General features: G+C 27.8%; 24 protein-coding genes. 11 read left to right on the top strand and 13 right to left on the bottom strand.

Annotation, left to right across the window (positions count from 1 at the left end):
* Positions 1–50: 50 nt before the first annotated feature.
* The 4 genes from ACH5BF_RS11705 to ACH5BF_RS11690 form a co-directional block, all read right to left on the bottom strand.
* Positions 51–743 (bottom strand): response regulator transcription factor, encoded by a 693-nt coding sequence (locus tag ACH5BF_RS11705; protein WP_423274420.1) that lies wholly within the window; start codon positions 741–743, stop codon positions 51–53.
* Positions 736–1,875: a sensor histidine kinase gene (locus tag ACH5BF_RS11700; protein WP_423274419.1), complete on the bottom strand. Its 1,140-nt coding sequence runs from the start codon at positions 1,873–1,875 to the stop codon at positions 736–738. Before ACH5BF_RS11700 ends, ACH5BF_RS11705 begins: the two co-directional genes overlap by 8 nt.
* Positions 1,876–1,946: 71 nt before the next feature.
* Positions 1,947–3,383, bottom strand: a complete 1,437-nt coding sequence (locus ACH5BF_RS11695) for an alanine/glycine:cation symporter family protein (RefSeq protein ID WP_423274418.1) — start codon at positions 3,381–3,383, stop codon at positions 1,947–1,949.
* A gap of 113 nt (positions 3,384–3,496) precedes the next feature.
* Positions 3,497–3,688: a sodium-dependent tyrosine transporter gene (locus ACH5BF_RS11690; protein WP_423274417.1), complete on the bottom strand. Its 192-nt coding sequence runs from the start codon at positions 3,686–3,688 to the stop codon at positions 3,497–3,499.
* A 125-nt stretch (positions 3,689–3,813) separates the two neighbouring features.
* On the opposite strand from ACH5BF_RS11690, the gene ACH5BF_RS11685 reads away from it, so the two are divergent.
* The 5 genes from ACH5BF_RS11685 (at position 3,814) to ACH5BF_RS11665 (ending at position 7,007) form a co-directional block, all read left to right on the top strand.
* Positions 3,814–3,942 (top strand): hypothetical protein, encoded by a 129-nt coding sequence (locus ACH5BF_RS11685; RefSeq protein WP_423274416.1) that lies wholly within the window; start codon positions 3,814–3,816, stop codon positions 3,940–3,942.
* Between the two features lie 358 nt (positions 3,943–4,300).
* Positions 4,301–4,561: a hypothetical protein gene (locus ACH5BF_RS11680; RefSeq protein WP_423274415.1), complete on the top strand. Its 261-nt coding sequence runs from the start codon at positions 4,301–4,303 to the stop codon at positions 4,559–4,561.
* 53 nt (positions 4,562–4,614) lie between these two features.
* Complete coding sequence (locus ACH5BF_RS11675) at positions 4,615–5,025, top strand: ester cyclase (RefSeq protein WP_423274414.1); 411 nt, start codon at positions 4,615–4,617, stop codon at positions 5,023–5,025.
* 5 nt (positions 5,026–5,030) lie between these two features.
* Complete coding sequence (gene rimK / locus ACH5BF_RS11670; protein WP_423274413.1) at positions 5,031–5,954, top strand: 30S ribosomal protein S6--L-glutamate ligase; 924 nt, start codon at positions 5,031–5,033, stop codon at positions 5,952–5,954.
* Positions 5,955–7,007, top strand: a complete 1,053-nt coding sequence (locus ACH5BF_RS11665; RefSeq protein WP_423274411.1) for a succinylglutamate desuccinylase/aspartoacylase family protein — start codon at positions 5,955–5,957, stop codon at positions 7,005–7,007.
* Positions 7,008–7,017: 10 nt separating this feature from the next.
* Here ACH5BF_RS11665 and ACH5BF_RS11660 read toward each other — a convergent pair whose 3' ends face one another.
* Positions 7,018–7,989 (bottom strand): zinc transporter ZntB, encoded by a 972-nt coding sequence (locus tag ACH5BF_RS11660; RefSeq protein WP_423274410.1) that lies wholly within the window; start codon positions 7,987–7,989, stop codon positions 7,018–7,020.
* A gap of 8 nt (positions 7,990–7,997) precedes the next feature.
* Positions 7,998–9,026, bottom strand: coding sequence for a zinc-binding metallopeptidase family protein (locus ACH5BF_RS11655; protein WP_423274409.1), 1,029 nt, complete (start codon positions 9,024–9,026; stop codon positions 7,998–8,000).
* A 73-nt stretch (positions 9,027–9,099) separates the two neighbouring features.
* Between ACH5BF_RS11655 and ACH5BF_RS11650 the strand changes: the two genes are divergently transcribed.
* A complete protein-coding gene (locus tag ACH5BF_RS11650) occupies positions 9,100–10,929 on the top strand; it encodes a mechanosensitive ion channel domain-containing protein (RefSeq protein ID WP_423274408.1) in 1,830 nt (609 codons plus the stop codon).
* Here ACH5BF_RS11650 and ACH5BF_RS11645 read toward each other — a convergent pair.
* From ACH5BF_RS11645 to ACH5BF_RS11635, 3 genes are read right to left on the bottom strand one after another with little or no spacing between them, the layout of a single operon-like run.
* Positions 10,926–11,138 carry a tautomerase family protein gene (locus ACH5BF_RS11645; RefSeq protein ID WP_423274407.1) on the bottom strand — a complete coding sequence of 71 codons (213 nt, stop codon included), beginning with the start codon at positions 11,136–11,138 and terminating at the stop codon, positions 10,926–10,928. The two genes, ACH5BF_RS11650 and ACH5BF_RS11645, sit on opposite strands and share 4 nt — an antisense overlap.
* A gap of 9 nt (positions 11,139–11,147) precedes the next feature.
* Positions 11,148–11,468, bottom strand: coding sequence for an antibiotic biosynthesis monooxygenase family protein (locus ACH5BF_RS11640; RefSeq protein ID WP_423274406.1), 321 nt, complete (start codon positions 11,466–11,468; stop codon positions 11,148–11,150).
* Between the two features lie 10 nt (positions 11,469–11,478).
* The gene (locus tag ACH5BF_RS11635) at positions 11,479–12,663 is read right to left on the bottom strand and encodes a YbfB/YjiJ family MFS transporter (protein WP_423274405.1); all 1,185 of its coding nucleotides are present in this window, start codon (positions 12,661–12,663) and stop codon (positions 11,479–11,481) included.
* Positions 12,664–12,758: 95 nt separating this feature from the next.
* Between ACH5BF_RS11635 and ACH5BF_RS11630 the strand changes: the two genes are divergently transcribed.
* On the top strand, positions 12,759–13,586 hold the full coding sequence (locus ACH5BF_RS11630; RefSeq protein ID WP_423274404.1) for a LysR family transcriptional regulator: 828 nt from the start codon (positions 12,759–12,761) through the stop codon (positions 13,584–13,586).
* Between the two features lie 26 nt (positions 13,587–13,612).
* On the opposite strand, the gene ACH5BF_RS11625 is transcribed toward ACH5BF_RS11630, so the two are convergent.
* Entirely contained in the window at positions 13,613–13,813 is a 201-nt protein-coding gene (locus tag ACH5BF_RS11625) for a hypothetical protein (RefSeq protein WP_423274403.1), read from the bottom strand.
* 146 nt (positions 13,814–13,959) lie between these two features.
* On the opposite strand from ACH5BF_RS11625, the gene ACH5BF_RS11620 reads away from it, so the two are divergent.
* The 4 genes from ACH5BF_RS11620 to ACH5BF_RS11605 are packed head-to-tail and all read left to right on the top strand — an operon-like array spanning position 13,960 to position 16,334.
* Entirely contained in the window at positions 13,960–14,421 is a 462-nt protein-coding gene (locus ACH5BF_RS11620) for a hypothetical protein (RefSeq protein WP_423274402.1), read from the top strand.
* Positions 14,418–14,657 carry a hypothetical protein gene (locus ACH5BF_RS11615; RefSeq protein ID WP_423274401.1) on the top strand — a complete coding sequence of 80 codons (240 nt, stop codon included), beginning with the start codon at positions 14,418–14,420 and terminating at the stop codon, positions 14,655–14,657. Before ACH5BF_RS11620 ends, ACH5BF_RS11615 begins: the two co-directional genes overlap by 4 nt.
* A gap of 8 nt (positions 14,658–14,665) precedes the next feature.
* Positions 14,666–15,310, top strand: coding sequence for a response regulator transcription factor (locus ACH5BF_RS11610; protein WP_423274400.1), 645 nt, complete (start codon positions 14,666–14,668; stop codon positions 15,308–15,310).
* Positions 15,297–16,334, top strand: coding sequence for a sensor histidine kinase (locus ACH5BF_RS11605; protein WP_423274399.1), 1,038 nt, complete (start codon positions 15,297–15,299; stop codon positions 16,332–16,334). The genes ACH5BF_RS11610 and ACH5BF_RS11605 overlap by 14 nt, the downstream gene beginning before the upstream one ends.
* A gap of 41 nt (positions 16,335–16,375) precedes the next feature.
* On the opposite strand, the gene ACH5BF_RS11600 is transcribed toward ACH5BF_RS11605, so the two are convergent.
* The 3 genes from ACH5BF_RS11600 to ACH5BF_RS11590 all read right to left on the bottom strand — a co-directional run.
* Positions 16,376–17,950, bottom strand: coding sequence for a nitrite/sulfite reductase (locus tag ACH5BF_RS11600; protein WP_423274398.1), 1,575 nt, complete (start codon positions 17,948–17,950; stop codon positions 16,376–16,378).
* 125 nt (positions 17,951–18,075) lie between these two features.
* Positions 18,076–18,318 carry a DUF4006 family protein gene (locus ACH5BF_RS11595; RefSeq protein ID WP_423273221.1) on the bottom strand — a complete coding sequence of 81 codons (243 nt, stop codon included), beginning with the start codon at positions 18,316–18,318 and terminating at the stop codon, positions 18,076–18,078.
* 1 nt (position 18,319) lies between these two features.
* Positions 18,320–18,874 (bottom strand): c-type cytochrome (locus ACH5BF_RS11590; RefSeq protein WP_423274397.1); only part of this gene is annotated, 555 nt, incomplete at its 5' end.

The following is an 18,874-nucleotide window of genomic DNA, read 5'->3' as shown; positions in this document are numbered from 1 at the left end:
AACATAAGCTTAAATTATAATATTTATTATTACTTTAAGTTATTATAATTTTACTGCTCATCTATTTTTGCTAGGGTATATCCTTCTTGAGGTACATTTTTGATTACATTTACCGGTAATTTATGTCTTAAATCTTTTATAAAAGATTTTAAAGCATGAGATGTCATATGTTTATCTTGCCAAAGTTCTAACTCAATTTGCTCATAAGTTAAGATTGAATCTTTCTTTTCAAAAAGTATTTGTAAAAAATCTTTTTCTCTTTTTCTTAAAAAAATAATCTCTTCTTCTTTATAAATCAGTTCTCTTTTTTGAATATCTAAAAGTAAATCTTCACATAATCTAATAGGTTTTGCTTTTATACTTAAGTATTTAGTTAAAGCCTCATTTAGTTTTTTTAGATTTAATGGTTTTAAAATAAAATGATTAATATTCAGATTTATTAAGTCTACTAAATACTCTTCATTTGAATAAGCAGTTAACATAATTATAAATACATTTCTGTCTTCTTTTCTAATTCTTTTAACAAGCTCAATTCCATCTCCATCTTTCATTTGAATATCTGAAAGAATAATCTTAGGCTTATAATCTTCATAAATTTCATAAGCTTCTTCACCACTTCTAGCCTCATAAACTTCATCAAAATAGTACTTTAATGTTTCAACAACAATTTGTCTTATTCCATCTTCATCTTCAACACATAAAATTGGTATATTTTTTAATTCTTCTAATAAACTTTTATCCATTATTCCATCCTGTTAAAACTATTTTAAAAACTGCTCCATGCTCATCATTTTTAACACTAAGCTCTCCACCCATATTTCTCTCAATAATCAGTTTTGAGATATAAAGACCTAAACCCGTACCTGTTTTTTCATCTTTCGTACTAAAATATGGATCAAAAATCAAATCCAAATTCTCTTCTTTTATTCCACCAGCATTATCTTTTACTTTTACAATACATAAAACTCCCATACTCTCAACACTTAGTTCGATTTTAGGATTATCTATGTTTTTTTCAAGTAATACATCCCTTGCATTTGTTATGAGATTTAAAATAACTTGTGAGAATTCTGTTGGATAACCATGTATTAATTTATCTTTTTTTACATTTAAAATAAGATTGATATTAGCCTCTTTTAATGAAGCATTGATTAAATCAATTGCTTTTTGACAAGAGTTAAATACATAGAAATCCTCTTTTTTCTTATCAGGTTTATAAAAGTTTCTAAAATCATCAATTGTATTTGACATAAACTCAATCATTCCATCACATCTTTCAATTGAGTTTAAAATATGATTCTCATCTACTTTTTTAAATCTAGTTGCCGTTTCAAGCTCCATTAAAACACCTGAAAGCTCTGTTAAAGGCTGTCTCCATTGATGTGCAATCATACTTATCATAGAACCCATTCTTGCTAGTTTAGATTGTTGTAAAATAGCCTTATCTTTTCTTTTTCCCTCTTCAATACCTTTTTGTACTTTAGATTCAAGACTTTTGTTTAATTTTTGAAGTTTGGATTCTTTATATTGAACTTGTTCTTTATATTTTTTAACAACATCATTTATAATTGAACTCATTAATAAAGAGAAAAGTGCCATGAAAATTATAATTGAGCTTGTAAGAACAAACATAAAATCTTTAAATTTTTGTTGACTTTCTTTGTGTTGCTTCTCTTTTTGTAGTAGTAAAAAATCTATATCTTTTTTATCATTATTGCTTTTTAAAACATATAATTCTCTTAGTTCTTTTTTCTGATTTTCAAAACTATCATTTGAAATTTTCAAGTAGTATGAAGTAGAAAAAAATGAGACAAATAATATACTTAAAAAAGGAATAATAACAGTAAAAAAAGGGATTCCTTCTTTGTTAAACATAACTTTCACCTTATTGATTTATGTTTATATAATATCACATAAAAAGTAAAGGGTATATTTCCCCTTACTTTTTAAGATTTTTTATCATTGATATTATCAACAATCTCTTTCCATGTCTCTTTATCAATTTTGAACTCTTGATAATCGTTATATCTTAAAACAGGTTTTCTACCCTCTTTTAATTGTCTATCATAACCTTTGATAAGTCTTAAAACAGGTTTATATAAAATAGCAATTACAACTAAGTTGATCACTGCTAATAATCCCATAGATAAATCAGCAAATGAGAAAATAGAACCTAAATCTTGGAATGAACCCCAAACGATTAATGCAACACATAAAACTCTAAAAGCATTAAATAATGATGTATTACCTTTTGAGAAGAAGTTTAAACTATTTTCTGCAAGGTAGTAGTTATATAACATTGAAGATAGTCCAAATAAGAATAAAGCTACTGTTACAAAGTATCCACCAAATGGTCCAATATGCTCAATTAAAGCATTTTGAGTTAAAAGTACACCTTGAACACCCTCTTGACCTGGAACATAAACACCAGATAAAAGAATAATAAATGCTGTACAAGAACATAAAATAATTGTATCAATAAATACAGAGAATGATTGAACAATACCTTGTTGAACTGGGTGAGCTACATAAGCTACTGCTGCTACATTTGGAGCAGAACCAAGTCCAGCTTCATTTGAGAACATACCTCTTTTAGCACCTTGTAAAATAACAGCACCAATACCACCACCAATAGCAGAAGAAGGATTAAACGCTTCAGTTACAATCATATTAAATAAACCTGGAATTTTTTCTAAGTTTAATGCAATTACAACAATAGCAATAAGTAAGTATCCAACTGCCATTACAGGTACAATAACTTCTGAGAATTTAGTAATTCTTTTTACACCACCAAAAATAGCAGCAGCAAAAATTAGTGTTACAACAAATCCAGTAACCCAAGTAGGAATATCAAATGATGATTCAAAAGAAGTTGAAATAATAAATGATTGAGTAGCATTAAAAGCAAAACCAAAAGTAATCATTAATAAAACAGAGATAATAACGCCAAGCCATCTTTGACCTAGAGCTTTTGTTACATAGTATGCTGGTCCACCTCTATATACACATGAGTCTTGACCATCTTTTTCTTTATATAATTGTGCTAATGAACACTCAAAGAAACTTGTACTCATACCAATTAAACCAATTACCCACATCCAGAACACAGCACCTGGACCCCCAAGAGTAATAGCAACAGCAACACCAGCGATGTTTCCACCACCAACTCTACCAGCAACACTAAGCATTAATGCTTGGAAAGAACTAATATGTCCTTCTTTATCATGAACTGTATCTCTTAAAACTCTAAACATCTTAAAGAAATATCTAAATTGTACGAATCTTGACGTAACTGTAAAAAATATACCTAAAGCAGGAAGTAAATAAATTAAAATATTTCCCCAAATCAGGTTATTTAAAAAGTCGTTAATTTCAGCTAACATTTTTTCTCCTTTTTAGTTAAAAGCAGTTTAGCAGTACAAAGAGTGTTAAAAGTGGGATTTTGTGTTTTTGACAGAATTTAAAGGATAAAACTAGTGTTTTACCCCTTTTTTAGCTATTTTCTAACGTTTAATACTTTTCTTAGCCATTTTTGAGCTGCTTTTACATCATCAAATTTTTGAGACTTAGCAACTTGGTCTTTACCTTCATAGAATCTAACTCTAATGCCATCTTCTACATGGTCAATTTTAGTTCTTGTAATTCTATTTAAGTTAATAAAAACTCTTTCATTTAATTGAAAAAACATAGTCTTCCTTTTTATTTTTGTGTATTTTATCATGTTTTATTTTTTTAGTAAAGTTTATTTTACTATTTTATTTTACTTTTTAATAAAATATTTATATAATAAAGTTTTACTAGAAAGGATTTATTATGGCTACGATTTCAAATTCTTATGTACAAAAAAGTGTTATTGAGGAGATAAACTCTATTCTTTTAGAGTTATTTGAAGCTTCAAGAAAGTTTATTTATAAATATCACAAATATATAGGGTATTTTTAATACCCCTATATAAACTAAAAAAATCAAAAAAATCTCACTATTTTACAAAAAACATTTACTTATATTTTCTTTTTTTTATTAAAATTTTTTACTAAAAACTCCTAAAAAAGCCCCTTTGTAACAACAAGATTTAAATTAAGATTATTTTAAGATTAAAATCTTTTTTTATGATTTATAATTCGCAAATAGAATAAGAAGAATTGTAATTATCAAGAGTTCTAGAAACCTAATACTATGTGCATTTGGCGGTGCTTGTATAGAGTTTCTAGATTAAAATGTTGTGCTCTAAAAATTAGAGTACTTTTATAGTAACAAATATAACTTATGAGAAAGTTAAATTTGTTATATAGGAGTTTGAATGTTAAAAAAAATCTTATTTAGTTCTTTAGTATTAGCAGTTGCATTAAATGCAAACAACATCCCTACAGATGAAACTGATTGTGAAAATACATTTGAAAAGTGTGTGGAAAAATGTGAAAAAACAAAAAAAAGTACTAAAGATCCAATGTGTATTGAAAAATGTGAGTTTGAATTTGATAAGTGTCTAATTACACAAGAGTCAAATATTCAAAATGAAACGTACCAAGAGTACCAAGAAGACAATCAAAACCAAAACTAATATAAATTAGGCTTCCTTTTATCTTCTTATTCTATATATTATTGAGGAAAAAAATGAAAAATTTAACAAATAAAGATCTTGTAAAACTATATTATGAAGAATTATGGAATAAAAAAAACAAAGAGTTTATTGATATTCTATTTGATGATAATATCTCTTTTCATGGTTCATTAGGAGTTGAAGCAAATGGTAAAGAAGAGTTTGCTTCTTACATGGATATGATTCATGAAGGTATTCCTTCATTATTTCATAGTATAATTGATATGGTTGTAGACAATAACAGTATTGCTGTAAGAGCACTTTACACAGGTAAGCATACTGGAAAACTTTTTGAATACGAAGCATCTGATAATAGAATTTTATACAATGGTGCAACATTCTTTAAATTTAGTGAAAATAAAATCAAAAGTGTTTGGGTATTAGGTGACCTAAATACATTAGTTAAACAATTACAAAAGGCATAATTATAATGAGAGTATACATCTTATCAAGAGATTCATCTTTATATTCTACAAAAAGACTTGTTGAAGCGGGGAAGGCTAAAAACTGGGATATTCAAGTAATTGATTTTTTAAAATGTAGTATTGAAATAATGAAGGGTGAATTAAAGATTAACTATGAAGGAGTTGAACTTCCTGTTCCTGATGCAATTATTCCAAGAATAGGTGCAAGTAGAACTTTCTATGGAACAGCAATGGTTAGACACTTTGAAATGATGGATGTATTTACTGTAACAGGAAGTTTAGCTATAAAAAGAAGTAGAGATAAACTAAGAAGTTTACAAATACTTTCAAAAAAAGGCATTGATATGCCAAAAACAGTTTTTGCATCAAACATGTCAAGCTCAAAAGACGTAATAGCTCTAAGTGGTGGAGCACCTTTAGTTCTTAAGATTTTAGAAGGAACACAAGGTGTTGGAGTTGTTTTAGTTGATAGTGAAAAAGCAGCTAAATCTGTACTTGATGCTTTTTATGGCATGGATGTAAACTTACTTGTTCAAGAGTTTATAGAAGAAGCAGGCGGTGCGGATATTAGAGCTTTTATTGTTGATGGACAAGTTGTTGGAGCGATTAAAAGACAAGGTGCAGAAGGTGACTTTAGGTCAAACCTACACCAAGGTGGAACAGCTGTTGCACATAAACTTACAAGAAAAGAAAAATCAACTGCCCTAGCTGCTGCAAAAGCTATGGGACTTGGGGTTTGTGGTGTAGATATGATTCCTTCTAAAAGAGGCCCTTTAGTTATGGAAGTTAACTCTTCTCCGGGGCTTGAAGGAATTGAAACAGCTACACAAATTGATATTGCTGGTGAAATAATGAACTACATTGAAAGAAATGTTACACCAAATGAACCAACAAAAAGAAAAATAAAAAAAGACAAAATAGGAGCCTAAATGCAAGAGAAAAAACCTTTTATCTTAGGAGGAGTTGAGATATTAAAAGGTGAAAACAAAAGAGTTAATATCAAACTTCCAAAACTTTATGGGACACCAGCGAACCTTCCTATTTATGTTTTTAGAGGAAAAAGAGAAGGACCTACAATGTTTGTAAGTGCTTCTGTTCATGGTGATGAGTTAAATGGAATTGAGATCATTAGAAGACTTAGAAAACTAAATATTTTAAAAAGATTAAAAGGTAATCTAATTTTAATTCCTATTGTAAATATTTATGGAATTATGACTCTTTCAAGATATACACCAGATAGAAGAGATTTAAACAGAAGCTTCCCTGGATCAAATAAAGGTTCTCTTGCAAGTAGAGTTGCAAAAATATTTTTCGATGAAATTGTTAGCATTTGTGACTTAGGTATTGATTTACATACAGGCTCTATTCACAAATCAAACCTACCTCAAATTAGAACAAACCTAAATGATGAGTTTTCATATAAACTAGCAAAAGCCTTTGAAGCTCCTGTAGTTTTACACTCTTCATTAAGAGATGGCTCATTAAGAGCTGAATCTCAAGAAAAAGGAATTCCAGTACTTCTTTATGAAGCAGGAGAAGCACTAAGATTTGATGAAACTTCAATTAGAATTGGTGTAAAAGGAGTTATTAATATCTTAAGAGAAATAGATATGCTTCCTAAAACACCAAAAAGAAAAGCAAGAAAACTTCCAATAATCACAAGAAGTAGCAACTGGATAAGAGCTTGTGAAAGTGGAATTCTAAGAACAATAAAAGCCTTAGGAGATACAGTTAAAACTGATGAAATCATAGCTTATATTGATGATCCAATTGAAGATATTTCATACAATATAAAAGCCTCTTTTGATGGGGTAATTATAGGAAAATCAGAGATTCCTTTAGTTCATGAGGGAGATGCAGTTTTCCATGTAGGAAGATTTAAAAACCTAGAAACAGCTGAAAATAAAATAGAGTATTTCAGCGAAGATGCCATTGAAACAAGTGAATTTGTTGAATTAAATACAGAGGATTCTATAGAATAATATAGAATCCTTAAATCCATTTCTTCTTTTTAAAGATAAATAACTGAACTACTAATAGAACAACTAAAGCTACAAGGAAAAGATTAAAAGCATCTTTATTCTCTACTCCTGGCATTCCACCTATGTTTATTCCAAATAAACCTGTGAAAAAACCAAGTGGTAAGAAAATTGCTGAAACAATTGATAAGATATAAACCCTTTGATTCATTTGTTCACTAATCTTATTTGTAAACTCTTCTTGAATTAAACTTAGTTTATCTTTTAATGTCTCAATCTCTTCAATATACCTAATTAAATGGTCTGTTACTTCTTTTAATTTGATTTTATCATAGTCTGTTAACCATGAAATTGAATTAAAAACTAATTTATTTAAAGCATCTTTTTGAGGATATAAATATCTTTTTAAAGATAAAAGCTCTTTTCTAAATGACGAAATTTTAGTTTTTATGCTTGCACTTTCATCACTTAAAACATTCTCTTCTAAATCTAAACTACTCTCTTCAAGTTCATCAATTGTCTCTTGCATTTTTGAAGTAATTTTATCAACTAAAGTGATTAAAAACTCAGAAGAGTTTTTAACACCTTTTTTAAGTTCTAGCTCTTGTGCAATTTCAGCAACAGAAAGCATATCTCTTTTCTTAGTTGTAATAATCTGGTTTTCATTAATAAAAACTCTTAAAGATACCATATCTTCAGGTTGAGCATTTACATTAAAGTTTATTCCTCTAAGAGCTATTAAAATAGAATCATCTAAAAATACTGTTCTAGGTCTAGTTTCAGGTGTTAGTAAAGCTGTTGTTACTATCTCATCTAAGCCACTATTATTTTCCAACCAATTTACGCTATTTTCATTTGTATAATCAAAATGAAGCCAAATAATATCATCAGCTTTTCTATTTTCATACTCCTGTAACGATATTTTTTTCGCTCCACCTTTTTTATCTAAAAGATAAGCATAAATTAATCCATCTATGTTTTCCATAATTCAACCTATAAATATAACTCTTCTAAAATCAATAACATACTTTCAATAGAATTTTTTGATGTTGTTTCTTCAACAGTATGATAACCAATTGTTGGAACTTGAAGTGTTGTTCCTTGAATTGTTCCTTTACTTGCTTTTATGATTCTTCCAAGTTCAGTTACACCCAATGAAGTTTTTATACCTGTTTGATTCATAATATTTTTCATATATTCATCTTTATAGTGGTATTTAATCTTTTTTCTTAAAGCTACTTTTTTAATTTTTGCTTTTAGTGGTGATCTAAAATATGCATTTTCATCTCTATTTCTTAATACGATATCTAAATGATTTAAATCTTCCACTTCTTTATATGGACTTGTATCTAAAACAAGTAATTCATTTGTAGAGATATCATGTCTTCTAAAATACTCTAATAAAAATCTCCAGCTTTTTCCTGCTTCTTCAGAAGCTGTAAAAAATGCAGTTCCTTTATATCCTAATGAATAAAGATGTAAAATCATAGCTACACATAAAACATTATCAATTTGTGCTGAAACTAAATCATTTTCTATATTTAATTTATCTAAAAATGCAATTGGTGTTCCAGGTAAAAGATGTTCTAAATCTTTTACTTTAAAGATAACATTGTTTCTTCTTTTACATAAAAAAGCATCTTCAATCATACCAAGTCCTAAGTATGAACCAGACCAAGGTTCATAAGCTTGAACTTTTTGATTAACAAATCTCATTTCAAAGTTTTTTAATATCTGCTCTGAGTTAGAATTACCCTCTAAATCCGCTTGGTTTTTTGTAATAAAAGCTGCATACTGGAACTCATTGTGTCCAGTACAAATAAGTCCGTGTCTATCGGCATGAGCAGAGATATAACCACTTGTTGGTTCATCACCAATTGCTACTAAAATTCCATCATAATACTCTACTTTTATATTCATTTCTTCTAGTTCTCTTTTTAAATAAACAAAGAAAGAGTGTTCAGCTCCAACCACACTTGGTATTCTTACAAGCTGCTTTAAAATATCATAAAAATTTTCCATTTTTCCTACTTAATTAAATTGGCTAATTATATCTAAATTTCTGATATAATTATGCAAAAAAAAGGTAAAAATTATGAGAAGTTTATTAGTGATTTTTTCACTAGCACTCTTTTTAAATTCAGCACAAATTGATAATACTCTATTTGAAAATAGAAACAATGCAAAATTTTATGAAGAGATAGAAAAAAAGATTGAAGACTCAGCTAAAAAAGAGGAGTTTTCACAAGAGATTATAAATACTCAAAAAGTTAATCTAAAAAGATTAAAAGAGATAATTTCAAGAAATGTTGTTGTTGAAAAGTTTGATAACTCTTATTTTACAAACAGTAATATTGATATAAATACATATTTTGAAGCCATTACAACTTTAGCAAAAACTCAAGTAAAAATAGACACGCAAAATAGTCTTTTAAATGACATGCAAAACAGATTAGTATTTCTTAAAAAAAGTATTGAAGATATAGTTGAAGAGAATAAACACAATTTACTATCATATCAACTACAATATGCTTACTATAGAATTCAAAAAAGTAATATTGAACTAAGAATAAAAGAGTTAAAAAAAGTTGAGGCTAAATATATTGAATCACTTTTTGATTATATTTCAAAAATTAAAAAATTTGACATTCAAGTTTTATCAAAAGATTTAGAAGATATAGATACAAAAATCAAAAAACTTATTGAAGATAAAACAGCTTATGAAATAGAATTAGAAAAAGAGAGTATTGAAGAAAACAGTAAAAATATACAACTATTCTCAAATAAACTTGAAAGTAAAAATGCTTTAATTCAAGAGCAACTAGAAAAGAGTTTAAATATACTTTTTAAACAAGCAATTTTTCATATAAAAAATAAAAAAGAGAAAGAACTTCTAAAAGTATATTCATTAAAAGAAAATAGAATTGATGAACTTTCATCAAAAGATAAAAATCAATATGAAAAAGTTGATGAGTTTATTAAAAGCTTGGCTAAAAAACACTTAGGAAATACAAAACTTTTTTTAAGTAATTCTTTATACCAAAGTCAAGATATTTTAAAACAAGCATGGGGATATATAACTTCTCCAATATTTGTATACAACGAACAAGCTATCACACTATTTAGTCTAATAAAAGCTGTAATGTTTATAGTAATTGGATTTGCAATAGGTCTTTTATATAAAAAATGGTTGATGAATTTAGCTAAAAAATGGCCAAACATGAGTCAAATGTCTATAAAACTTTCATCAAATGTTGGTTTTTATATTATTGTAATTATTACTTTTATGATTACGATGAGTAGTCTTGGAATTGATATGTCTTCTATTTCACTAATTGCAGGGGCATTATCTATTGGTATTGGTTTTGGTTTACAAACTGTTGTTTCAAATTTAATTGCGGGAATTATTCTAATGTTTGAAAGAACTATTAGAATCGGAGATATTATTGAAATAAATGATTTATTGAAAGGAACAGTTACTGATATTAGAATTAGGTCAACGACTATTAAAACTTTTGATAATATTGATATTGTAGTGCCAAATTCATCTTTTATTCAAAACAATGTAATAAACTGGACTTTAGAAGACCCATCAAGAAGACTTCATATTCCTTTTGGAGTTGCTTATGGAACAAAAATTGAGAAAGTAAAAGAAGTTGTTTTAGAAGAGTTAAAAAATAGTGATTTAAAATATATAAAAGATAATGAAGATAAAAAGCCTGAAATAAGACTTGAAAACATGAATACAAGTAGTGTTGATTTAGAACTTTTAGTTTGGATAAAAGCTAATGATAAGCTTCAACCAAACTCTTTAAGATCTGATTTTTTAATTTTAATTTACAATGCTTTATATAAGCATGATATTGAAATTCCATTCCCTCAACTTGATTTACATATCAAGAAAGAAAAGAATCAAGCAGATTAAACTGCTTGCTCTTTTCTGATATTTGAAATAGTTTTCCCACCTATTGCATAATTGTCTGTTGAAACTTCATCAATAGTTACAACACAAGTCTTTTCACCTCTTCCAAAAACTTCTACAAAAGCATCTGTTAACTTCTTTGATAACTCTTCTTTTTGCTCTTTTGTAGCACCTCCATCTTCATGGGTCATTTTTACATTTATTATTGGCATTTTCTCTCCTTAGTTTTTAAATGTGCTGCTTTGCATCGTATAGTCTCTTTTTACTTCAACTATTCTAATTCTGTAATCCTCAAAAATAGAGTTTCTTCCTTTTTTCTGAGCTGCCATATGGTCAATATTTGCTTTCCATTTAAGTAAAGACTCTTCATCTTCCCAAAATGATAAAGATAAAAGCTTTGATTCTTCAACTAAAGATTGAAATCTTTCTATTGAAATAAAACCTGGCATTTTAACTAATTGTTCTTTTAGCATTGAAGCTATTTTTAAATACTCTTCTTTTTTCATCTGTGCAATCTTTACTTCAAAAATCACTCCATACATAATCCAATCCTTATAAACTTTTTTGTTCTTCTGTTGCAATATTTTTTGCAATAAATAATAAAACTATTCCAAATAAAACTATCCCTGCTGTTACATATAAAGCAAAATTATAATCTTTAAAATAATCAATCAAAGCAACACTATATAAAGGGCCTACTACTTGGCCTATTCCATATGCTGTTGTCATAGCACCCATTAAAACTACTGGATTTTTTCCTGCTAGTTTTCCACCAACATTTAAAAATAGCCCAACAAGTCCTACAAATGTACCTCCATATAAAACACCACTTAATAGGTTTAAATATACATTATTTGTAAGTGTTGGTATCATAATACCAATAAAAAGTAAAAACATTGACACAATTATAATATTTACACTGCCTTTTTTATGGGCTAAGTTCATCCAAAAAATACAAGATGGAATTCCTGCAAGTCCAACTAAAGTCCAAGTTAAACTACCATAACCTTCAAGCCCATCAAGGGAGTTTATAATATCAGGTAAAAATGTTGCAAAAACTACAAATCCAATTCCCACTGCAAAATATGCGATTATAAGTAAAATAACATACATAGAAAATATTGATTTATCAAAATTATGACGAGTGCTTGCTGTTTTTTGTTCTTTATCAAAAGATAAAATATATGTACTATAAATTGTTGCAAAAAAAGCAAAAACTGTTAATATCATCCATGAATTTTCCCAAGAACCATTTGCTTGAAAAACTGCTCTCATTATTAAATCACAAACCAAAATAGAAAAACCTATCCCTGAAAAGTGTATTCCCATTGCTTTTGTTTTACTTTCCATATTAAGCTTAGTCATAACAATTGCAGAACCAACAACCAATGCCATAGCAGAGCCAAAACCTGCAATAATTCTTGAAAGCATCCAAACCGTTTCATTTTGTGTTGTTGCTAAAAAAACTGTTGTAAAGACACATAAAAACATTCCAATTCTAAAATATTTTACTTTTGTATTTATATCTTTTATAAAAACAGCAAAAATTGCACCACTTAAATAACCTACATAATTTATTGAAGCTAAATATCCTGCAAAACTAACACTTAAAAAATCATCTAACATAGAAGGCAATAAAGAAGTAAAAGCAAATCTTGAAACACCAACACCAACAATTAAAGCTAAAATACCAGCTAAAATGATTGAGGCATTGTTATTTTTATTTAAAAGGTACATTTTTAATCCTATTAATAAAATTTCATGTATAATATCACCATAAATGATATTAAGTCAAATATTAAATCATGATATGTGATATAAGGATTAGTGATATGGATTCAAAACTTTTAAAAGTTTTTATTGAAGTTACAAATAATAAAAGTATTTCTATTGCAGCAAAAGAGTTGGGTTTTGCTCAATCAAACGTAACTTCAAGAATAAAACAACTTGAAAAGATTTTAGGTTTTTCGTTATTTCATAGAGTGCCTAAAGGTGTTGAACTTACAATTGAAGGTGAAAGACTTTATCCTTATGCTTTAGATGTAGTAAATAAAGTAGAAGAATTAGTTTTAAATATGAAAAATATAAGTCATCAAAGTCTTCTTAGAGTTGGGTCAACACAATCAAATGCAACAGTTAGACTGCTTCCTTTTATTACAAAAATGAATGAACAATATCCAAAAATGAAACTTGAAGTTTATACAAATACAACTCCATTAGTTGTAAATGAACTTTTAAACTATAAAATTGATATTGCTTTTGTAAGTGGAAATCCAAATCATAAAGATTTAGAAGTTATAAAAGTTTTTGAGGAAGATATATATTTTGTTGATGAAAAAAACTCTCAAAGTTCAAATGCGATTCTTGCATATAAAGATAGTTGTGCTTATTATACTTTTTTTAAAAACTATTTAAAAAATGCTGGTAATAATGATTTTAAAACAACAATATTTGAAAACTATGAAACTATTTTAGGGTGCGTGAATGCAGGAATGGGAAGATCAGTTGTTCCTATTACTATTATTGAAAAATTTGGATATAAAGATAAATTAAAATTAGAGAAACTTGATAAAAACATCAGTGATTTATCAACATATATGGTATGTAGAAAAGACAATAAACCTTTAATTTTTAAGCAATTAAAAGAGATAAACCTATAAAATTTAGGCTTAGCTCTTTTATAAAATTACTTTTTAATAGAGTCTTTAAAAGCTTTTAATTTTTCGTCTTCTTTAAGCTCTTTTGCTTCTTGCTTTTTGTTTTCAACTTCTTTTTTAACTTTAACTTTTACAATTTGTTGCTCATTTGCTTTATCATTTACTTCAAGTGCCACTAAACTTGTAAGACCTACTAATACTAAAGCTAAACTTTTTACGATAATTTTCATTTTTTAATCTCCTGTTTTTTAAATGTGATGGAATTATAAATAAGATGTGTTAGTTAAGTGTAAGTTCTGTTTTCATTTGATGTTTAATAGTTTTTCCATTATAATCTTCCTTTTTTCACAAAAATAAAAATACTTAAGAGGTAAAAATGTTAAATATTTTAAAAATATTTTTGAGTACCATTTTCATATTTATTTTAAGTGGATGTGTAAATAAACAAATAGAAAAACAAGATTTAAAAACTAATGAACCCACTATAAAAGAAGAACCTAAAGAGATAAAAACACAAAAGCTTATAAAACCTAAAAAAGTTTACAATACTTATAAATATTGCTCAAAACATAGAAAAGACATGCTTTTTGCAAAAAACTATATATTAAATGAATTTAATAAAGCTTATTTTGACAAAAAAGATATTTTAGGAGCAAAAGCTCAACTTTTTTTAGTTGAAAGCAACTCTCCTACAGTTTTTGCAAAAAACATAAATGCAGCAATAAAAGTTTATGATGAAAACTTTGAAAAAGCAAAAAAGAATAGTTGTAGTTTAAAAGCTTTTAAAATTCACCCTATTTCAACTATTAAAAAAAATATAGAAGAAGGTAAAAAATGAAAAAATTTATAATTGCCTTTTTATTTATTTCTACAACTCTATTTTCACAATCAAATGAAATTGATACACTACTTTTAAAAATAAACCAAACAAAAAATCCAATGGAAAAAAAAGAGTTACTTGAAGAATTAAAAGTAAAACTTGCAAAAAGAAATATTAAAGCTCAAGAAGAATCAAATGCAATAATAAAAGCAAAAAGTAAACTTCCTTCAAAAGCTTTTAAATTAGAGCCTTAAGGTAAAACATGAGCTGTAAATTAAAGATTTTATTACTTGAAGATGATAGTGTTTTAGCAGCTAGTATGGTAGATTTACTTGAAGAAGAAAACTATGAAGTCACTTTAGTTAATGACGGTGAAGAAGTACTAGAAGCAACATATGAAAATAAATATGATTTATATTTATTTGATATAAATGTACCTTTATTAAATGGGAAAGAGACTTTAAAACTACTAAGAGATGCCCAAGACAATACTCCTACTTTTTTTATAACTGCACTTATTGACACAAAGTCAACTTTGGAGGGTTTTAATAGTGGTTGTGATGATTATATAAAAAAACCCTTCGAACCAGAAGAGCTTTTAGCTAGAATAAAAGCTACTTTAAAAAGAAGAAACCCGACTATAAAATATAAAAATATCAGCTTTGATTTACTAGAAAATAGAGTTTTTCAAGATGAAGTTGAAGTAGCTTTAGGAAGTGTAGAAAAAGATGTATTTTCACTTCTTATTAGAAATATTGGACTTACAGTTAACAAAACTACTTTTTTTGACTATATGAATAAACCATCTGATACTGCACTTAGAGTTTTAATAAGCAAACTAAAAAAAACACTTGATTTAGATATAACAAATATCAAAGGTATAGGATATAAACTTGAAAAACTATGAAAAAAAATCCTTACTAACAACTACTTTTTTATTTTTTGTTCCATTAATAAGTTTTGCTTTTATCGTACTTTATATGTATCATCAAGATAGAATAAAATATATAAAAGAGAATATTCTTTATCAAATGAAAGATTATACTTTTGATTTTCAAAGTGAGAAATTTACTTTAGATATTGTTGAATACAGTGATAAACTTGAAACCTTTAAAATATATGAATGTAATGGTGGATTATGTGCCTATTTTAAAATGCCAACTAAAAATCCTTACTTACTAAAAGTAATTTATGATAAAGAAAAATATCAAAAAGTTTATGATGATTTTTTAATTGAGATTTTTAAATTTAGTGTTGTAATTTTTATTTTTATTCTATTTATATCAATAGCCTTTGCTTTATACTCTATACGACCAATGAGAGAAGCACTAAATCTTTTAGAAACTTTTTTAAAAGATTTGATTCATGACCTAAATACACCAGCAACCTCTATTTTACTAAACACAAAACTTTTAAGAAGAAAAGGTGATTTTAAAGAGATTGAGAGAATTGAATTAAGTGCAAAAACTATCTCTTCTTTGTATAAAAACTTGGAATTTATTAATCCAAAGCAAGTTGTAAGAGATGAAGATGTTTCAATCAAAGAGTTAGTAGAAAATAAAATAGAACTTCTACAAAAACTATATCCAAGAGTAAGCTTTGAAAACACGCAAGATGAATTACATATAAAAAGTAATAAAAATGCAGTTGATAGAATAATAGATAACATTCTTACAAATGCTTGTAAATACAACAAGAAAAACGGAAAAGTAATTATAAAGGTAGAAGAAAATAGTCTGATTGTAGAAGATACAGGTGTAGGAATAAAAGATACAAACAAAGTATTTCAAAGATACTATAAAGAGAATGAAAATGGCCTTGGAATTGGTATGAGTATTGTGAAAAAACTTTGTGATATATTAGAAATAAAAATTGATATAGAAAGTGAAGTATCAGTAGGAACTAAGATAACTCTTACTTTTATAAAATAAAGCTTGTTTTTTTAAGTTAGATAAGAAGAAATCAATTCTTCTTATCCATCTAATTTTACTACATTCAAAAACTCTTTAAATGTACTTTGTTCTAAGTTGTTTTTTTCATAAGAAGATATTAATTCTCCCATGAAATCTACAAGCTTTTCTGCTTCTATTTTAACTCCTGTTTTATGAGCTATTCTACTTCCTTTTTCACCATGTAAATGTCCACCTAAAATAACATCATAGCCATCTACTCTTTTTTTATTTTCATCTCTGACTTTAGTACCTACAAAACCTATATCAGAGATTTGAGGATGAGAACAAGCATTGCCACAACCTGAAATAGCCATAGTTATATTCTCTTTAAAGTTTGGATGGTTCCACTCTAACTCTTTTACTACTTTTCTTGCGAACTCTTTAGTTTCAGTTATACCAAATTTACAAAATTCTCTTCCTGTACAAGATTGTAATCTTGCTCTAAAAGGGCTTGGTTCATATGGATAACCTAAAGCATCCACTTCATTGGCAAGCTTCTCAACAATATCCTTCTGTACTCCATATATTATAAAGTTTTGAGTAGAAGTAAGAGCAAGTCCACCAACTTCATATTTATTACAAATATTACTAATATTTCGTAAATCTTCACCAGCAACTCTTCCTGAGTTTGTTGCAAAACCTATAAAATATTCACCTTCTTGTTTTGCTTTATGAATTCCAAAATGAGTTCTCTCTTCAAAAGGTGTAATTTGTGGTTCTACTAAACCTTCTTGTAAAGAATAACCAAGTTTTTGCTCAATCTCATTTACAAACTTTTCTAAACCCCATTCATTTACAAGATGTCTAACTCTTGCTTTATTTCTATTATACCGATTTCCATTGTCTCTAAAAATCTCTGCACATACTACAGCTACATCTCTTACTTCTTCAGGTTTTACATATCTATTTGCCCTATAGGCTATTTGTTTAGATTTTGATAAACCTCCACCTAGCGTTAAATCAAATAAAACTTCGCCTTCATCATTTTTAAAAGCTGTAAATGCAACATCTTGAATCTCATGTGCTGCAGTATGTCTTCCACAACCTGAAATACCAACTTTATATTTTCTTGGGAAATTACAAAATCTATCATCATTTTCATCAAAATAAGAATCTAATTCTTTTACTAAATAAGAAGCATCGATTATCTCTTTGGGGTCAATTCCACCAACAGGCGAAGTCATAATAGGTCTAGGACCATCACCTGATGCCATTTTAGAAGTTAACCCTACTGAGTCTAATAATTCAAAAATTGTAGGTAAATCTTTTATTTCAATATAGTGGTATTGAATATTTTGTCTATTTGTAAAATCAACTAAACCTTTTGCATATTTTTCACCTATTGTTGCTAAAACTTCTAATTGTTTTAAGTTTATTTTCGCATCAATGATTTTTATTCTTTTCATAAAATATTTTTTTTCTTCTAATCCATCACTATTTACATGGGGATACATTCCATACCATTTTAATAAACTAATAGAATCACTACTCAAAGGAACTCCTTCTAAAGCTTCCTTATAAATATCCTTTATAACTCTTAATGGATTTCTTGATGCTTTTAATTTTTCTAATTCTGACAACTCTTTGTTAGCCATTAATTCTCCTATTTATATTTATTTATCCTACAAATACACGTGTAGATTCAAAAAAAGCATAGTAAGCTGTCATAACGGCAGAAACTAAAAGTAAAACACCAATAATTTTTTCCATACTTTACTCCTTACTTACCATTACCAACAAGCTCATATTGCTTGTGGTTTTCGCTGCTATTCATTTTTAAACCATTTAAATCTTGGTTTACTTTATAATAGTTATCAGCCTCATTTTGTTGAACCTTAATTCCATTTACAGTTAAAACTACTAAAATTGTAAGCAATAAAGCAGTTGCAATTAGCATTCCTGTAATACCATGTAATTTAAAGATTCCTCTTTCGTTTTCGTTCATTTGTGTATTTCCAGCCATATTACTCTCCTAAACTTCTAAGGTAAGCTGCTAATGCTTTTTGTTGAGTTTCGTTAAGTCTTCCGTCAAAGCTTGGCATAACACCAATGCTTCCTTTTTTACCATCTTTTAATACAGCCATAACGATTGCGTCGTCATATTCTCTAATGTTTGGAGCTACATAAGGCATACCTTTTCCATCTACTCCATGACATCCTGCACAAACTGCGTATGATGCTGGTTGTTCACCTTGGAATCCATTTGCAACATATTCAGCAATAGCAACAGCATCAGCACCAGAAGCCATACCAGCTGGCATTCCACCTGGGTATGCAGATTTTAAGTTATTTGCACCATTATTAATAACATCAAGAACTTGCTCTTTAGCCATTCTTTTTGTTAAATTATGGGCTTTACCATTAATACCTTCAGCATCAACACCATGACAAGGAGCACATTGTACTAAGTATAATGAACTACCCATAGCCTCAAGAGTCTCTTGAGATGGATTTTGCCATTTTGCTTCAAACTTTTTGTTATAGTCTAAAGTCTCTTCATTCCATTGTCCAATTTGAGA

Origin of the sequence: Arcobacter pernae (assembly GCF_049472135.1) — a bacterium.
Taxonomy (GTDB): domain Bacteria; phylum Campylobacterota; class Campylobacteria; order Campylobacterales; family Arcobacteraceae; genus Arcobacter_B.
Note: the sequence above shows the minus strand (reverse complement) of the source record. Positions and strands in the feature narration are given on the sequence as shown.

Excerpts from the sequence above, each read along its gene's own strand:
- ACH5BF_RS11705 (WP_423274420.1), bottom strand. The coding sequence starts at position 743 with ATGGATAAAAGTTTATTAGAAGAATTAAAAAATATACCAATTTTATGT.
- ACH5BF_RS11700 (WP_423274419.1), bottom strand. The coding sequence starts at position 1,875 with ATGTTTAACAAAGAAGGAATCCCTTTTTTTACTGTTATTATTCCTTTT.
- ACH5BF_RS11695 (WP_423274418.1), bottom strand. The coding sequence starts at position 3,383 with ATGTTAGCTGAAATTAACGACTTTTTAAATAACCTGATTTGGGGAAAT.
- ACH5BF_RS11690 (WP_423274417.1), bottom strand. The coding sequence starts at position 3,688 with ATGTTTTTTCAATTAAATGAAAGAGTTTTTATTAACTTAAATAGAATT.
- ACH5BF_RS11685 (WP_423274416.1), top strand. The coding sequence starts at position 3,814 with ATGGCTACGATTTCAAATTCTTATGTACAAAAAAGTGTTATTGAGGAG.
- ACH5BF_RS11680 (WP_423274415.1), top strand. The coding sequence starts at position 4,301 with ATGTTAAAAAAAATCTTATTTAGTTCTTTAGTATTAGCAGTTGCATTA.
- ACH5BF_RS11675 (WP_423274414.1), top strand. The coding sequence starts at position 4,615 with ATGAAAAATTTAACAAATAAAGATCTTGTAAAACTATATTATGAAGAA.
- rimK (WP_423274413.1), top strand. The coding sequence starts at position 5,031 with ATGAGAGTATACATCTTATCAAGAGATTCATCTTTATATTCTACAAAA.
- ACH5BF_RS11665 (WP_423274411.1), top strand. The coding sequence starts at position 5,955 with ATGCAAGAGAAAAAACCTTTTATCTTAGGAGGAGTTGAGATATTAAAA.
- ACH5BF_RS11660 (WP_423274410.1), bottom strand. The coding sequence starts at position 7,989 with ATGGAAAACATAGATGGATTAATTTATGCTTATCTTTTAGATAAAAAA.
- ACH5BF_RS11655 (WP_423274409.1), bottom strand. The coding sequence starts at position 9,026 with ATGGAAAATTTTTATGATATTTTAAAGCAGCTTGTAAGAATACCAAGT.
- ACH5BF_RS11650 (WP_423274408.1), top strand. The coding sequence starts at position 9,100 with ATGAGAAGTTTATTAGTGATTTTTTCACTAGCACTCTTTTTAAATTCA.
- ACH5BF_RS11645 (WP_423274407.1), bottom strand. The coding sequence starts at position 11,138 with ATGCCAATAATAAATGTAAAAATGACCCATGAAGATGGAGGTGCTACA.
- ACH5BF_RS11640 (WP_423274406.1), bottom strand. The coding sequence starts at position 11,468 with ATGTATGGAGTGATTTTTGAAGTAAAGATTGCACAGATGAAAAAAGAA.
- ACH5BF_RS11635 (WP_423274405.1), bottom strand. The coding sequence starts at position 12,663 with ATGTACCTTTTAAATAAAAATAACAATGCCTCAATCATTTTAGCTGGT.
- ACH5BF_RS11630 (WP_423274404.1), top strand. The coding sequence starts at position 12,759 with ATGGATTCAAAACTTTTAAAAGTTTTTATTGAAGTTACAAATAATAAA.
- ACH5BF_RS11625 (WP_423274403.1), bottom strand. The coding sequence starts at position 13,813 with ATGAAAATTATCGTAAAAAGTTTAGCTTTAGTATTAGTAGGTCTTACA.
- ACH5BF_RS11620 (WP_423274402.1), top strand. The coding sequence starts at position 13,960 with ATGTTAAATATTTTAAAAATATTTTTGAGTACCATTTTCATATTTATT.
- ACH5BF_RS11615 (WP_423274401.1), top strand. The coding sequence starts at position 14,418 with ATGAAAAAATTTATAATTGCCTTTTTATTTATTTCTACAACTCTATTT.
- ACH5BF_RS11610 (WP_423274400.1), top strand. The coding sequence starts at position 14,666 with ATGAGCTGTAAATTAAAGATTTTATTACTTGAAGATGATAGTGTTTTA.
- ACH5BF_RS11600 (WP_423274398.1), bottom strand. The coding sequence starts at position 17,950 with ATGGCTAACAAAGAGTTGTCAGAATTAGAAAAATTAAAAGCATCAAGA.
- ACH5BF_RS11595 (WP_423273221.1), bottom strand. The coding sequence starts at position 18,318 with ATGGCTGGAAATACACAAATGAACGAAAACGAAAGAGGAATCTTTAAA.